Here is a 14,426-nt window from a genome sequence, read left to right on the forward strand (position 1 = left end):
GTTAGACGCCGTAAGTTAAGGGTTCAAGCACGATGGTGCGATAGGCTGGTAGATTTAATGATTGCGATAAACGCCAGCTATCATCAAATGGCGTGATGGTGATGGTCCATTTACCGGCTTCAGTTGCGGGTAAATCACCTTTAAATACGCCTTGAGCGTCGGCTGTTAACACTTGCGAAAAGTCTTTATCTGATTGCGTACTATGATAAAAATTAACCGTGAGTGCGGTTAATTGCTGCGGCTTATCGCCACGGTAGCGCAGGGTGAATTGCTGATCCACCTGATTAAAATCAAATTCAATTCCTAATGCTTGAGCAGCTTGTACACGCTCTACTTCAGCGTTAATGCCTCGTCCTTTCTTATAATAATCATCCACCACCATAGGATTGTCGCCATATCGAGCGGCAATGGTCAGGGTGATAATCATTGCAATAATCACTGAAAATGGCAGTGACATCAGAAACCAGGGCCAGAACTGCTTGTACCAAGGTTTTTCCATAGGTTAGACACCTCCACAAGGTGGTTAAAATAAAAAACCCCGCAGGAGCGGGGTTTTTCGATTAGTCCTGCGACAGCCCGTAAACGTACGCGCTAATAACGTGTATCTTATCCTCTCCTAGAATATCTTTCCAGGCAGGCATCACACCGTTACGACCGTGACGTAAGGTTTCTTCGATAGTTTCTTGTGAATTACCGTACAACCAAATGTTGTCAGTCAGGTTAGGTGCGCCTAAGGCGTAGTTACCTTTACCATCTTGACCATGACATGCGGAACAAATCACAAAGTTTGCTTTACCTGCCGCAGCAAGTTCTGGGTCAACTTTACGACCACTTAAACTTAATACGTAGTTGGCTAATTCTGTAATTTGTTTATCGCTAAACTGGCCTGCGTAAGCTGGCATAGCACCACGGCGGCCAGCAATCAAAGAATGCTTGATGGCATCTGGTGAACCGCCATATAACCAATCATCGTCCGTTAGGTTAGGGAAGCCTTTGCCACCCATCGCGTTAGAACCATGACATTGTGCGCAGTTTTGTAAAAACAAGCGCTGGCCAATCTCGGTTGCTTCCTCATCTTGCGCTAGCTCTTCAATTGGACGAGCTGATAATGCCGCAAAAATTGGTCCGTAGGTTTCATCTGCGTAATCCACTTCACGGTCATACTGTACGATTAGACCTGCTTCGCGATTAGCCTTGGTGGCTGCTCGAGACTCTTCTAATGACAATACTTCTTGGTTAGAGCTGGTCCAACCCAGTAAGCCGGCAAAGTTACCCAAACCTGGATACAACGCTAGGTAAACAAAACCCCACACGATAGTGATCCAGAACAGAATCATCCACCAGCGCGGTAGTGGGTTATTGATCTCCACAATACCGTCGAACTCGTGGTCCATCAGTTCGCCTTCTTTGATGTGGGTATAATTTGACATGTTCCAACGCAACAGCCAGATAATACCAACCAAGAAGGCCAGTGTTAGCACGATTATCCATGCACTCCAGAAGCTACTCATTATTCTTAGACTCCTGTTTAGTACTCTTATTGGTTGTGGTTAATTCATCTTCGTCAAAGATTGAATTGGCAGCCTCATCAAAGCGCTTCTTGCTACCTTTGCTATAAGCCCACCAAACCACACCGATAAACAGTACGAAAACTAAAACGGTGTAAAAACTACGCCAAGTGATGTAATCCATCTTACTTAGCCTGTGTCAAGCCAGTTCCTAGTACCTGCAAATATGCAATCAAGGCTTCCATTTCTGTTTTACCTTCAACTGCAGCTTTGGCACCGGCGATATCTTCGTCGGTATAAGGCACCCCGAACGAGCGGAATGTTTCAAGTTTCTTCGCAGTTAACTCACCGTCTAAGGTGTTTTCTGCTAACCACGGGAATGCAGGCATATTTGACTCAGGCACCACATCGCGAGGATTCATCAAGTGAACATAGTGCCACTCATCACTGTAACGTCCACCAACTCGCGCTAAGTCTGGACCAGTACGCTTAGAACCCCACAAATGCGGATGCTCCCAAACGTGCTCACCAGCAAGTGAGTAGTGACCGTAACGTTCAGTTTCGGCACGGAAAGGACGAATCATTTGGCTATGGCAGTTGTTACAGCCTTCGCGAATATAAATGTCACGACCTTCCATTTCTAACGCGGTGTAGGGCTGAAGACCTAACACTGGCTCGTTAGTCTGCTTTTGAAACAGCAACGGGGTGATCTCCACTAAGCCACCGATAGAGATGGCAATAGTCATGAAAACGGCTAACCAGCCAACGCGCTTTTCAACAAATTCGTGTTTTACGTTCTTGCTCATAAGTCGACTCCTTACGCTGACTGAGGTGCAGTGTGTGCTGGAGCTGGCTCAACATCGAGAGTCTCGACGGTTGGAGAACCGGCACGGATGGTGCGATAGCAGTTAACTGCCATCAAGATCATCCCAGCAACAATGAACAGGCCACCGACAAAGCGAATGAACCAGAACGGATAAGAGGCTTCTACGCTCTCTACGAAGCTGTAGGTAAGAGTACCATCAGCTGCGTTTACTGCACGCCACATCAAGCCTTGCATCACCCCTGAAATCCATAGCGCAACAATGTAGAGAACCACACCAATGGTATGCAACCAGAAGTGTACGTTAATCCATTTTACGCTGTGCATTTGGGTTTGGCTCCAAAGGCGTGGAATCAGGTAATACAATGAACCGATAGTGATCATCGCTACCCAGCCTAAAGCACCAGAGTGTACGTGGCCTACCGTCCAGTCAGTGTAATGCGATAGGGCATTTACTGATTTGATTGCCATCATCGGACCTTCGAAGGTCGACATGCCGTAGAATGACAAAGAGACGATCAGGAAGCGTAAAATTGGATCAGTTTTCAGCTTATGCCAAGCACCTGACAAGGTCATGATACCGTTGATCATACCGCCCCAAGAAGGCACGAACAGAATCACCGACATCACCATACCTAACGACTGTGCCCAATCTGGCAACGCTGTGTAGTGTAAGTGGTGCGGGCCGGCCCAGATGTACAAAGAGATAAGGGCCCAGAAATGAACCACCGACAACCGGTACGAATACACCGGACGCTCAGCTTGTTTAGGAACGAAGTAGTACATCATACCTAAGAAGCCAGCCGTCAATAAAAAGCCTACCGCGTTGTGGCCATACCACCATTGCACCATCGCATCCACAGCACCTGAATAGAGGCTGTAAGATTTGGTTAGTGACACTGGTACTGCCATGCTGTTCACAATATGTAACACAGCGATAGTTACGATAAAGCCACCGTAGAACCAGTTAGCTACATAAATATGCGAGGTACGGCGTTTTACCAAAGTACCAAAGAACACAATGATGTAGGCTACCCAAGAGAGGGCGATCAGAATGTCGATTGGCCATTCTAATTCAGCGTACTCTTTAGTAGAGGTTAAGCCTAGTGGTAACGTAATAACCGCCAAAACAATAACGGTTTGCCATGACCAAAATACAAAGGAAGCTAGCTTGTTCGAAAATAAAGCTGTCTTACAAGTCTTCTGGACAATGTAGAACGATGTTCCCATCAGGGCCGAAGTACCGAATGCGAAAATAACCGCATTAGTGTGCAACGGACGAAGACGAGAATACGTTAGCCAAGGGGTATCAAAGTTTAGTTCAGGCCAGATCAGCTGAGCGGCAATAAATACGCCCAGTGACATGCCAATGATTCCCCAAATTACAGTCATCACAGCAAACTGCCGGACGACCTTTAGGTTATATTCAATTTGTTGTGGATTCGTATGGCTCATTTTTGGATTCCGCGTTGATGCTCTGATTTAAGGAGACAGAGTAACGTGATAATAATTAGTTGCTAGCAAGCTACTGAGTAAGTAGTTTGAGTAGCGATGCCATTTTACGGTCATTAACCAAAAAAATACAGGTCAAAACCGAGAAAAAATCAAGCCTTTCGGGCGTTTGGTGGAAATTTGACCAGTTAAAAATACCCTTTAACCAAGGTAGATTATACCCCCATGAAAACCAAGGTCTTTATTTTCGTGGTTTGCAGCATGGTGTTCTTGTATGGCTGCAGCGACAAAGTGCCACAGGTTCAGCATAGCGCAGATACAAAAATCTTCCATCAAATTGATCCAGATCAAACTATGGTAGAGCAGCCTATCCTTATCCAGTTAACCTTGCCAGAGCAGGTACAGCCGCAATTAAGTAAAGTTACGGGAGTGAATATGTATATGGGAGCGATTCCGTTAGTTTGGCAGCAACAAACGCAGACTCGCTGGCAGGCCGAGCTGTTATTGGGTGCTTGTGCTGAACCTCTGATGCAATGGCGGGTGACGGTACCGCTGTTAAATGGCGAACAACAGCTATCACCTTACGTATTCGAATTCAGCACCAAGCAACATTAATGCGCGGCACAAGCACAAGTTATTTTTAAGACACTAATTGAAACAATTAAGCGATTCATAACCAGGTTTTGCATGCTATATTGGCTTAGCGATAACGCAATAATCAAAGGATTAGACCTATGTCCATAGCCTTAATTTGGATAATCATTGGAGTTATTCTCATTCTATCAGAACTCATGCTAACCAGCGTCATTGCAGTGTTTCTGGGGATTGGGGCGATAGTTACTGGGCTGCTTTTGCATTGGGGATTGATTGATCAAATCGCAACACAGTTTGCAGTTTTCGGAATTGTGAGCTTGGCTCTGTTATGGTTGGCGCGAGGCCGGATAAAACAGTGGTTTTCCGGTTATACGGCAGATGAGGACGAATCTAAACCGAATTTTCAACGCGATATCGGTGCTCGGGTTACGGTTGTGAAAGGGTTTCGTCATGGTGCCGGCCGGGTAACTCTTAATGGAGTGCAGTGGGATGCTTTTTCTGAAGATGAATTAGAAGCAGGTGATACCGCATGGGTGGTCGCCAATGAAGGTATCCAGTTGACGGTACAAAAAGAAAAGCTAAAACGAGCTGCAGCAGCTAACACTCATGGCGAACAATAAAAACCGAAAAACAAAAGCCTAGTGATAAGAAAGTTTGCGGCGGTAAATCGATACTAGAGTTAAAATTAACGAGCGAGATAACTACATGAACGAATCTATTATAAACGTCAATTCGGTACTAGCGCTTGGTTTTGCGCTGGCCGCCATCATCATTATTCTGAAATCGGCGCGCATTGTGCCGCAACGTTCTAATTTTGTCATTGAGCGCTTAGGGAAATACAACCGAACTTTAGATTCTGGTTTCCACTTCCTTATTCCTTTTATCGACAAAGTAGCCTACCAGCACACGTTAAAAGAAGAAGTGATTGACGTAGAACGCCAAGCCTGTGTTACCCGCGATAACATCCAAGTAGGCATTAATGGTGTCCTTTATATCCAAGTGGTTGATGCGCACAAGGCAAGTTATGGCATTAACGATTACCGTTATGCGGCGTCTCAGCTAGCACAAACGACCATGCGTTCTGTAATTGGCCAGACGGATCTTGATAAAACCTTTGAAGAGCGAGCGCAAATTAACGAAGTGGTAGTGCAAGCATTAGATGAAGCGGCCGCGCCATGGGGTATCAAAGTCTTAAGATATGAGATTTCTGATATTGAGTTGCCGATGAGTATTAAAGATGCATTAGAACAACAAATGCGGGCTGAACGAGAACGTCGAGCCGCTATTGCGAAATCTGAGGGTGAACGCCAGGCGATGATCAACGTTTCAGAAGGTCACAAGCAAGAAGTGATCAATTTGTCTGAGGCGGAAAAACAAAAGCAAATCAACGAAGCCGAAGGTCGTGCGCAAGAAATCGAGCTGATTGCCACTGCTACTGCGGAAGGTCTACGTAAAATTGCCGCAGCAATCCAAGAGCCAGGTGGGCAGGATGCGGTTAGCTTGCGGGTTGCTGAACAATATGTGAAAGAGTTCGGTAATTTAGCGAAAGAAACAAACACCTTAATCTTGCCGGCACAGCTTGCAGATATTGGTGGTGCGGTGGCTGGATTAACTGAAATCATCAAGAAAAAATAATTAGTTACACTTATAAAACTTTGGGCGTAAAGAAAAGGCCGTTCATCGAACATGAGCGGCCTTTTTTGATCAAATTTGTTCAAATAAGACTATTCGTAAACTGACACAATTTTGTAAAGGACACAGGGAATGCGGTTGTTAACCAAAACCAGCTTAATAGTAAGCACCATTATACTCTTGCAGGGGCTACCAGCTCAGGTACAAGCCCAGCAATGGGGTGGTGATCGTGCTGCAGTTGTATTAACGGAATCGATTGGTTTTGAACGCATTCAACGTCGTGTTGACGCCGTCGGTTATGCTGAAGCAGTGCGCTCAGTGGCGTTGTATCCCGCGGTTACCGATGAAGTTAAGGCGGTCAATTTCAAGCCTGGCGATCGGGTAGAACAGGGTGCTGTGTTGGTTCAACTAGACGATAGCCGTGAACAAATCGCCTTACAGCGAACGCAGATTCAGTTAGCGGATGCTGAACGCACCGTAGAACGGCTGCAAAAAAGCCGCGCGCAAGGAGCCGTGCCGCAGAGTGAACTTGATGATGCTATCACAGCCCGCGACCTGCTTGAGATTACCTTGAAAGAAATTGCCGACGAAATTAACGACCGCCGCGTGATTGCTCCTTTTAGTGGCGTTGTTGGTATCACTGACGTTGAAGTTGGCGATCGCATAAATCCACAGACCTTAATCACCACCATTGATCAGCGTGATCGGCTGTTTGTTGATTTTCGCGCGCCTGAAGCAGCCATGGAAATGCTCATGAACCAGGCAGAATTGTTCGTGCGCCCATGGAATGCCCGAGAAGCCGCTTATCCGGCTGACATCGTAGAGATTGATTCTCGGATCGATGCCACCAACCGAACGTTACGGGTTCGGGCGGTGATGGATAACAGTAACGATCAGTTCCGGCCGGGTATGAGCTTTCGAGTGGCGCTAGAAATGCAAGGCGACAGTTATGCTGTGGTACCAGAAGCTGCGCTGATGTGGAGTGCCGACGGCGCCTATGTGTGGCTGAACAAAGATGGCAAGGCCACTCGCGTTGATGTGGATATTCGGCAGCGTCTCGCTGGCCGAGCCTTAGTTGATGGAGCGTTACAGTTAGGTGACGAACTGGTGGTTGAGGGCGTTCAGGCATTACGTCCAGGCCAAGCCTTAAACCCACTGAATAAAGAGGCGGCACAGCCATGAAATGGACCCCGCAACTCAATGATCTCCCGTCGTTATCAATCCGCCGGCCGATTTTAGTTATTGTTCTTAATTTACTTATCATCATTGCGGGCTATGCAGCTATTAATGGCGTTGAAGTTCGCGAACTTCCTGATGTAGACCGACCGTTATTGACCGTTTCGGCAAGTTTCCCAGGTGCTGCACCAGAAACTGTCGATACTGAAGTTACCAGTCAGCTTGAGGGCGCTGTCGCTCGAGTGAGCGGCGTGAAGTCGATACGAGCGTCGAGCGAAGAGGGTAGCTCACGCATTGTGGTTGAATTCAGACCCGGTGTGGATCTTGATGATGCCGCCAACGAAACCCGTGAATCTGTGAGTCGAGTACAGCGGATGTTGCCGGAAGAAGTTGAGAATGTTGCCATTATTAAAGCTGATAATGATTCTCAAGCTGTGGTAAACCTCTCCGTTTCTAGCTCGACGCTGGATCTTGAAACCCTCACGGAACGCGTCGAGACTGACATAGCTCCAGCTTTTTTAGGGGTTCCTGGTGTTGCCGATGTGCGCCTTAACGGCGATCGGGCGCGGGTGTTACGGGTTATTTTAGATCCGTTACGTTTAGCTAGTTATAACCTTGCCGTTACCGATGTTTCGCAAGTTTTACGACAAGCTCCGTTTGATGTACCCGCGGGTAGCTTAAAATCGACGGATCAACAACTTATCGTGCGAGCAGATGCTAGCTCAGTTACTGTTAAAGATGTTGAAGATATCGTTATTCGTGGCGATACCCGAGTTGGTGATGTTGCTACGGTTTATTTTGGCCCCGCGGATGCAGGTAGCATGGTGCGCCTTGATGGTAAGCCTGTGCTTGGGGTTGGTATTATTCGGCAGGCTCGCTCTAACACCATTGAGATCTCTGATGAAGTGTTGGCTCTCGTCGAAAAACTCAAGGTTCAGTTTCCTGAACTCGAAATTGAAGTCACCTCAGATGACGCCAAGTTTATCCGCAGCTCAGTAGAAGAAGTCTTTGTTTCTCTTGCTTTAACTATCTTACTAGTGGTTGCCACCTTGTGGGTGTTCATCGGTTCAGGCCGAGCAACCATTGTGCCTTCTTTAGCTATTCCGGTGGGCCTCATTGGTTCTATCGCAGTGATTTGGGCACTAGGTTTCTCCATCAATATTTTGACCTTGTTGGCGTTGGTGTTGGCAACGGGCTTGATTGTCGATGATGCCATCGTGGTATCCGAGAATATTCAACGACGCCGCACCATGGGGCTGGGCGCTCGCGCTGCCGCAGTGGTTGGTACTCGTGAAGTGTTCTTTGCGGTTATCGCTACGACTGCAGTGTTAGTAGCGGTGTTCGTTCCTATTGCTTTTTTACCTTCGACAGCGGGGCGCTTATTCCGTGAATTTGGCGGGGTGTTAGCAGCCGCAGTCATTATCTCATCGTTTGTGGCGCTATCATTAGTACCAGCTTTGACCGCCCGGTTACCGCTTAAAGAAGAAAAACAAGCGAATAAGTTGCAGCAATGGGGCGGGAAGCTTCGTGATGGCTATGCCAAAACCCTTCATTTTGCATTAGATAAGGCTTGGTGGGTGTTCATTGCTTGTACTTTGATTGCAATTTCAGCGGTATGGTCGTACAGCAATGTAGATAGTGAATTAATGCCATCAGAAGACCGTGGCACCATTCGTATCTTCGCCCGTGGCCCTGATGGTGTTGGGATTGATTTTATGGACCGCCAAGCGCGGCAAATGGAAGAAATTCTATTGCCATACGTCAACGGTGGCGATGTCGATAGTATCAATACAACCGTAGGGCAGTGGGATCCAAACCTAGTGTTCATCACCGTACGGTTAACGGATTGGGAGCAGCGCGAGCGTTCGCAACAAGATATCATTAATGAAATAAACGGGCCGCTGACCAATATTCCTGGGGCTCCAGCTCGCGCCTTCGGTTCTAATAGCCTTAACCTGCGTGGCCAAGGTGGTGGTTTACAAGTGGCGTTAACGGGTGAGGACTACCAAACCATTTTTGCAGCTGCGAAGAAATATACCGCACGCATTCAAAAAGATTTACCAGAGGTTGGTTTTCCGCGAATTTCGTATCAGCCTACGCAGCCGCAGTTACGGGTCAATATTGATCGCAAACGCGCAGAAGAGCTCGGGGTGCCGCTGAGTGACATCTCGACGACATTACGCGCCGCGATTAATGGCGATAATGTTGCCGATTTGAACGTGGGCGATCAGTCCGTGCGGATCATTCTGCAAGCACAACGCAGCCTGATTAATGATCCTTCCGATTTAATGAATCTTTATGTGGGGTCATCAGCGTCAGGTTTAGTGCCTCTTTCAAGTATTGCGACCATTTCAGAAGAAGGTGTTGCCGCAGACCTTGGCCGACGCGCACAACGGCGTGCTATCGAGATTGACATGCAGTTACCAGAATCCATGCCGATCGAAGATGTGGTTGATAAACTAAGACAATTAGCAGCTGAAGAATTGCCGAGTGGGATTGGTTTAGTGATGTTAGGTGAGGCGGAAGCTTACGAAGAAACCGAACGGGAAGTAGCCTTAACTTACATCTTGGCCTTTGTTATCGTCTTTCTAGTACTAGCAGCGCAGTTTGAAAGTGTGAATAGTGCCGTAGTTGTAATGGCCACAGTACCTTTTGGCATAGCTGCAGCCTTGTTTGCGTTGTTTGTGACGGGTACCTCAATCAATATTTTCTCGCAAATCGGTTTAGTTATGTTGATTGGCTTAATCGCGAAAAACTCCATTTTGCTAGTTGAGTTTGCGGACCAACTGCGCGACCACGGACAATCCGTACGTGAGGCAGTCGAAAATGCTGCGGCAATTCGTTTGCGGCCGATTATGATGACCTTGGTATCTACCTTGCTAGGCGCATTACCACTGATCCTTTCCATGGGTGCAGGGGCTGAGGCCCGTAATGCTATTGGTTGGGTCGTCTTTGGTGGCTTGGCTTTTGCTGTGGTATTCACTTTATATTTAACGCCGGTTATGTACCTAGCTATTGCACGTTTCACCAAACCACGTGCTGATGAAAGTGATCGTCTGGCTGATGAAATGGAAAAAGCCGGGGAGTTGTAATCACTTAACGGCTCACTATCGAAAGTTTATAAAAGCCTCGCATTGATGCGGGGCTTTTTTTTGAATAGCGAAAACAAATCGATGAACACTAAGAAGCGCCCACCAAGAAACCCAAATAACGCTACCGGTGCTAGATGAATTTTAGTTGCAGGGAGATAAGTTACAGAGAGGTGAGTTGCTATCATTAAGTTTAATGAAGCTAAGGATGAGAGTTTTAATTAGCTACATTTGCCAGGCCTGCAAACTAATCTGAAAAGCTATGAACTCTATGTGGAGTAAAGCGGATTTAAATTCAGAACTAGCTAAGAATCTTTTAGAAATGTAAGTCATCACATCTCGTTAAAGATAATAATAATAAATGATTTAACATAATATACATTATACGCAATCATATAATCATGAAGATGGCGGTAGATTTCTTTCCTTTGGCATTACCGCCTTATTCGGCGTTCAACAAGCTGAATAAGGCCAAGTTAGAAACCTTTGGTTACGGTTTTTCGGTAGCTTGCTGCTTGTTGGTTTTAGCTCTCTCACCTAGTATTCGTTATTGAAAATTTAACGACATCTCAATTTAAGGACGATTCATGAAAGCTTGGTTTAAGAATGTGATTGGCGTTGCTATGGCAGTGACTTGTAGCTCTAGCTTGTTGTTTGCGCCTAGCGCTCAGGCTGATTTGTTTTATCAAATTAGTGGCAAGGATTTGACTCAACCATCTTATTTGTATGGCACCATGCATATGCTCTGTCAGGATGACTTCTACATAGATCCAAGCGTGACTGAAGCTTTTGCTAAAACTGAGCAACTGGTGCTAGAAATTGATTTAACGGATCCAGCCTTGGCGCAGGTCTTTCAACAGCATTCTGCGCAGCCCGATGCACAGTACTTAAGAAAGTTTTTGAATGCTGAACAGCATCAACAGATGAATCAATACTTTGTTGATAATTTAGGCGCTGATTTAACTCAGGTTGGCCATTTACGGCCGTTTATTTTAACCAGCTTGCTCTTACCTATGCAGTTGAACTGTCAGCACCAGGCATCCTATGACGGTTATTTTGCTGAACAAGCACAACTTGGTGGGCATACCATTGCTGAGCTAGAAACACCTTTGTTTCAATTAGATCTATTTAACCAAGTACCTGTTGCTGAACAAGTTAACTGGTTGTGGGACATGATTTCAGACCCTGCAAGCTCGCAAGCCGAGATGCAGAAACTTAACCAGCTTTATATCCAAGGTGACGCTGACAAATTATATGCCTATACCGTGGCTCAGCCTGAATTTGCTGAATATGAAGCGCTATTACTGAGTGACAGAAACCGTGACTGGGTGGTAAAACTACCGCAAATGATGGCTACTAAGCCAAGTTTCATCGCGGTAGGTGCGGGTCATTTAGGCGGTGATCAGGGTGTGGTTGCCTTGTTGCGCGAGGCTGGTTATCAAGTGCAGGCAATCAAAGTTGAACGCCCTACTACTAACTAACACTTAAAGTCTCTACAAATGCGTCGCAAACGCTAACAAACATGGTCAGTTACCCCTTATTTCGGCTATCATAGCTGTCTATAAAAGGAGAACGGCAAATTATGCGGATTGCGGCGCAAGCTTTACAACCAAATCTCACCGAATGGGCGGCACAACGTCCGGTCACTTCAGCTCCTAACCCTCTCATTGGGCAACAGCGAGCGCTTCATGCGATTGAGCAAGCGTTAAGTATTTGCGGTCGTTACGCCCATGGTTTTATTGTGACGCCAGCTGGCTTACGGGCCTTAGATGTGTTGGCCGAGTTACCTACGCAACAAGGCTGGCAAAGCGCTCATAGTCAACGCGATTGGCTCTATGTGGCTAATCCGGATTCAGCTAACCAGCCATTATGTATCGACGTAAATGCCGGCCAAGCAGATAGCTTTGTCATCAAGCTATGGGAATTTCTACAAGCCGCCGTGAATGTTCGACAACCGTTGCTTGAATATATGCTGGAAACCTTTACCAGTGCGCGGGTAAAGCACTATTTAGAGCTCATTTCAGACAAAACTTTTGACGATCTGCCCGGTGCTGAACTTGCTACTATATTGGTACGACAGCCGGCCCAGCCAGAGCCTTTTACTTATTGCGACAGAGTTACCGATGCGAGTTTGTTTGGTAGTATTCGGCTTCAATCCGTTGAAGGAACCATTTCTTCTGATCTGCATTTAATTGAGCCCGGCGCCTTGCTGCGTGCTAATGGTGGCGTGCTGGCCATTGATGCCGAAGAGCTGTTCTTGCAGCCCGGCTTGTGGCGCAAATTAAAATACGTTCTGCGTACCAGTATGATGCATTGGCAAGCACCAGGCGAAGCTCACATTGCAGCTTATTACCAGCCAGAACCTATTCCTGTGCAGCTGAAAGTATTGTTATTAGGGGATCGTGATATTTACGCCCAATTACGCGAAGTAGACCGTGATTTTGATAACCTATTCCCTTATTTAGCGGACTTTTCATCTCATTATTCGCTAGCTCAAGCTCCCCTAGCCCCTTATTTTGACTATTTAGCTTATGTTGAGCGTGAGGCTGCGGTACGTCCATTAGCGCCTGATGCTATTGCGCCCTTGTTAAAATTTGCGACTCGTCTGACTGATTTTCAAACAGAGTTAACACTAGACACTATCGCCTTAATGCAATTTTTGCGTGAAGCCAATGGCATTGCCGCCCAACAACAGCAGCAACAGATTAGTGCAGCACACCTTGAACAAGTGCTTGAACAACGCAAGCAGCGTGATGGCTACATCGCTGAGTTGAGTCGCCGCGCTATCTTAGAAGGTCAAGTCTACATTGAAACCAGTGGTCAGGTTATCGGCCAGATCAATGGATTAACCGTGGTTACTGCGGGTGGGTCTGAATTTGGTGAGCCAAGCCGGATTACGGCAACCGTGCATTACGGTGACGGCGATATTATTGACATCGACCGAAAATCAGAGCTCAGTGGTAGTATTCATACCAAAGGGGTGATGATTTTAAGTGCCTATATAGCCAATGTATTCGCTCGCAATGATGCTATGAGTCTGTCGGCTACCATTGTATTTGAGCAGTCGTATCACGAAGTTGATGGCGATAGTGCCTCTTTGGCTGAGCTTTGCTGTCTGCTGTCGGCACTAGCTGAGGCTCCTATTGAGCAAGGTTTAGCTATTACCGGTGCAGTCGATCAATTTGGTCGAGTACAAGCCATCGGCGCCGTCAACGAAAAGATAGAAGGTTATTTTGCGCTTTGCCAAGCGCGTGGACTAACCGGCAAGCAAGGCGTCATCATTCCTCAAGCCAATTTAAGCCAGCTTAATCTTGATCATGAAGTGATTGCTGCGGTAGCTGCCGAAAAGTTTCATATTTATGCCGTTGAACACGTTACTGCAGCCTTAGAGTTATTGACCAACGAGCCGCAGAAACAACTATACACTAAGATAGAACAACGACTTAGCGAACTACAGCATATAGAAAAACCCACGTCATGGTGGCAACGCTGGTTTTAAATAAAGAACAAATCGGACTTGTTAAGCGTACAAGTGTTCGCTAATCTGAGCGGGTATTTGCGAACACTTATTCTTTAGCTGTAATAAAGGTCTTTATGAAACAGTCTAGCTTCACCCGCGAAGAACTTCTGGCATGCGCTCGTGGCGAAATGTTTGGTCCCGGCAATAGTCAGCTCCCTGCCCCGAATATGTTGATGATGGATCGGGTTTTAGAAATTACTGAAACCGGCGGTGCCTACAACAAAGGCTACATTCATGCCGAGTTAGATATCAACCCAGATCTATGGTTTTTTGATTGCCATTTTATTGGTGATCCTGTCATGCCTGGTTGCTTAGGTTTGGATGCCATGTGGCAACTTACTGGCTTTTTCTTGGCCTGTTTAGGTGGCCCCGGTCGTGGTCGCGCGTTAGGCGTTGGCGAAGTGAAGTTTACCGGTCAGATTCTACCTACGGCGAAAAAAGTCACCTATCACATCGATATGAAGCGTGTGTTGAAACGTTCATTGTACATGGGTATTGCTGATGGTCGCGTCGAAGTGGATGGCAAAACTATCTATACTGCAAAAGATTTGAAAGTAGGTTTATTTACAGACACTTCCACCTTTTAAAAGGTTAGTGTCTCGTCCTGCTAAAAGAAAGCCCGCTCTTATGCG

Annotated in this window: 14 protein-coding genes; 9 read left to right on the plus strand and 5 right to left on the minus strand. The window is 46.5% G+C overall.

All coding sequences use genetic code 11. The features are described 5' to 3' along the window. Window position 1 precedes the first annotated feature (1 nt). The 5 genes from NOG12_RS02220 to ccoN form a co-directional block, all read right to left on the minus strand. Window positions 2-499: a FixH family protein gene (locus NOG12_RS02220; RefSeq protein WP_110075107.1), complete on the minus strand. Its 498-nt coding sequence runs from the start codon at window positions 497-499 to the stop codon at window positions 2-4. A 61-nt stretch (window positions 500-560) separates the two neighbouring features. Beyond that, window positions 561-1,511: a cytochrome-c oxidase, cbb3-type subunit III gene (ccoP, locus tag NOG12_RS02225; RefSeq protein WP_153825652.1), complete on the minus strand. Its 951-nt coding sequence runs from the start codon at window positions 1,509-1,511 to the stop codon at window positions 561-563. Continuing rightward, complete coding sequence (locus NOG12_RS02230; RefSeq protein WP_110075105.1) at window positions 1,504-1,692, minus strand: cbb3-type cytochrome oxidase subunit 3; 189 nt, start codon at window positions 1,690-1,692, stop codon at window positions 1,504-1,506. Before NOG12_RS02230 ends, ccoP begins: the two co-directional genes overlap by 8 nt. Window position 1,693: 1 nt before the next feature. After that, window positions 1,694-2,314: a cytochrome-c oxidase, cbb3-type subunit II gene (gene ccoO, locus NOG12_RS02235; RefSeq protein ID WP_110075104.1), complete on the minus strand. Its 621-nt coding sequence runs from the start codon at window positions 2,312-2,314 to the stop codon at window positions 1,694-1,696. 11 nt (window positions 2,315-2,325) lie between these two features. Then, window positions 2,326-3,786 (minus strand): cytochrome-c oxidase, cbb3-type subunit I, encoded by a 1,461-nt coding sequence (ccoN, locus tag NOG12_RS02240; RefSeq protein ID WP_110075103.1) that lies wholly within the window; start codon window positions 3,784-3,786, stop codon window positions 2,326-2,328. A gap of 222 nt (window positions 3,787-4,008) precedes the next feature. Between ccoN and NOG12_RS02245 the strand changes: the two genes are divergently transcribed. From NOG12_RS02245 to fabA, 9 genes are all read left to right on the plus strand, one after another. After that, window positions 4,009-4,398 carry a hypothetical protein gene (locus NOG12_RS02245; RefSeq protein WP_313932295.1) on the plus strand — a complete coding sequence of 130 codons (390 nt, stop codon included), beginning with the start codon at window positions 4,009-4,011 and terminating at the stop codon, window positions 4,396-4,398. Window positions 4,399-4,517: 119 nt separating this feature from the next. After that, window positions 4,518-4,997 (plus strand): NfeD family protein, encoded by a 480-nt coding sequence (locus NOG12_RS02250; protein WP_313932296.1) that lies wholly within the window; start codon window positions 4,518-4,520, stop codon window positions 4,995-4,997. Between the two features lie 85 nt (window positions 4,998-5,082). Further along, a complete protein-coding gene (locus tag NOG12_RS02255) occupies window positions 5,083-6,012 on the plus strand; it encodes an SPFH domain-containing protein (protein WP_110075100.1) in 930 nt (309 codons plus the stop codon). A gap of 129 nt (window positions 6,013-6,141) precedes the next feature. Next, window positions 6,142-7,191, plus strand: a complete 1,050-nt coding sequence (locus NOG12_RS02260; protein ID WP_313932297.1) for an efflux RND transporter periplasmic adaptor subunit — start codon at window positions 6,142-6,144, stop codon at window positions 7,189-7,191. Continuing rightward, window positions 7,188-10,277, plus strand: coding sequence for an efflux RND transporter permease subunit (locus NOG12_RS02265; RefSeq protein WP_313932298.1), 3,090 nt, complete (start codon window positions 7,188-7,190; stop codon window positions 10,275-10,277). Before NOG12_RS02260 ends, NOG12_RS02265 begins: the two co-directional genes overlap by 4 nt. A 398-nt stretch (window positions 10,278-10,675) precedes the next feature. Beyond that, window positions 10,676-10,828, plus strand: a complete 153-nt coding sequence (locus tag NOG12_RS02270) for a hypothetical protein (protein WP_313932299.1) — start codon at window positions 10,676-10,678, stop codon at window positions 10,826-10,828. Between the two features lie 33 nt (window positions 10,829-10,861). Next, entirely contained in the window at window positions 10,862-11,755 is an 894-nt protein-coding gene (locus NOG12_RS02275) for a TraB/GumN family protein (protein ID WP_313932300.1), read from the plus strand. A gap of 101 nt (window positions 11,756-11,856) precedes the next feature. After that, window positions 11,857-13,773 carry an AAA family ATPase gene (locus tag NOG12_RS02280; protein WP_313932301.1) on the plus strand — a complete coding sequence of 639 codons (1,917 nt, stop codon included), beginning with the start codon at window positions 11,857-11,859 and terminating at the stop codon, window positions 13,771-13,773. 95 nt (window positions 13,774-13,868) lie between these two features. Continuing rightward, entirely contained in the window at window positions 13,869-14,381 is a 513-nt protein-coding gene (fabA, locus tag NOG12_RS02285; protein WP_153825645.1) for a 3-hydroxyacyl-[acyl-carrier-protein] dehydratase FabA, read from the plus strand. Window positions 14,382-14,426 lie beyond the last annotated feature (45 nt).

Origin of the sequence: Pseudidiomarina fusca (assembly GCF_032227045.1) — a bacterium.
GTDB lineage: Bacteria > Pseudomonadota > Gammaproteobacteria > Enterobacterales > Alteromonadaceae > Pseudidiomarina > Pseudidiomarina fusca.

Bases quoted from the DNA above. Each gene is read 5' to 3' on its own strand.
- NOG12_RS02255 (WP_110075100.1), top strand. From the start codon at position 5,083: ATGAACGAATCTATTATAAACGTCAATTCGGTACTAGCGCTTGGTTTT.
- ccoN (WP_110075103.1), bottom strand. From the start codon at position 3,786: ATGAGCCATACGAATCCACAACAAATTGAATATAACCTAAAGGTCGTC.
- NOG12_RS02230 (WP_110075105.1), bottom strand. From the start codon at position 1,692: ATGGATTACATCACTTGGCGTAGTTTTTACACCGTTTTAGTTTTCGTA.
- NOG12_RS02275 (WP_313932300.1), top strand. From the start codon at position 10,862: ATGAAAGCTTGGTTTAAGAATGTGATTGGCGTTGCTATGGCAGTGACT.
- ccoO (WP_110075104.1), bottom strand. From the start codon at position 2,314: ATGAGCAAGAACGTAAAACACGAATTTGTTGAAAAGCGCGTTGGCTGG.
- NOG12_RS02270 (WP_313932299.1), top strand. From the start codon at position 10,676: ATGAAGATGGCGGTAGATTTCTTTCCTTTGGCATTACCGCCTTATTCG.
- NOG12_RS02260 (WP_313932297.1), top strand. From the start codon at position 6,142: ATGCGGTTGTTAACCAAAACCAGCTTAATAGTAAGCACCATTATACTC.
- NOG12_RS02220 (WP_110075107.1), bottom strand. From the start codon at position 499: ATGGAAAAACCTTGGTACAAGCAGTTCTGGCCCTGGTTTCTGATGTCA.
- NOG12_RS02280 (WP_313932301.1), top strand. From the start codon at position 11,857: ATGCGGATTGCGGCGCAAGCTTTACAACCAAATCTCACCGAATGGGCG.
- NOG12_RS02250 (WP_313932296.1), top strand. From the start codon at position 4,518: ATGTCCATAGCCTTAATTTGGATAATCATTGGAGTTATTCTCATTCTA.
- fabA (WP_153825645.1), top strand. From the start codon at position 13,869: ATGAAACAGTCTAGCTTCACCCGCGAAGAACTTCTGGCATGCGCTCGT.
- ccoP (WP_153825652.1), bottom strand. From the start codon at position 1,511: ATGAGTAGCTTCTGGAGTGCATGGATAATCGTGCTAACACTGGCCTTC.
- NOG12_RS02265 (WP_313932298.1), top strand. From the start codon at position 7,188: ATGAAATGGACCCCGCAACTCAATGATCTCCCGTCGTTATCAATCCGC.
- NOG12_RS02245 (WP_313932295.1), top strand. From the start codon at position 4,009: ATGAAAACCAAGGTCTTTATTTTCGTGGTTTGCAGCATGGTGTTCTTG.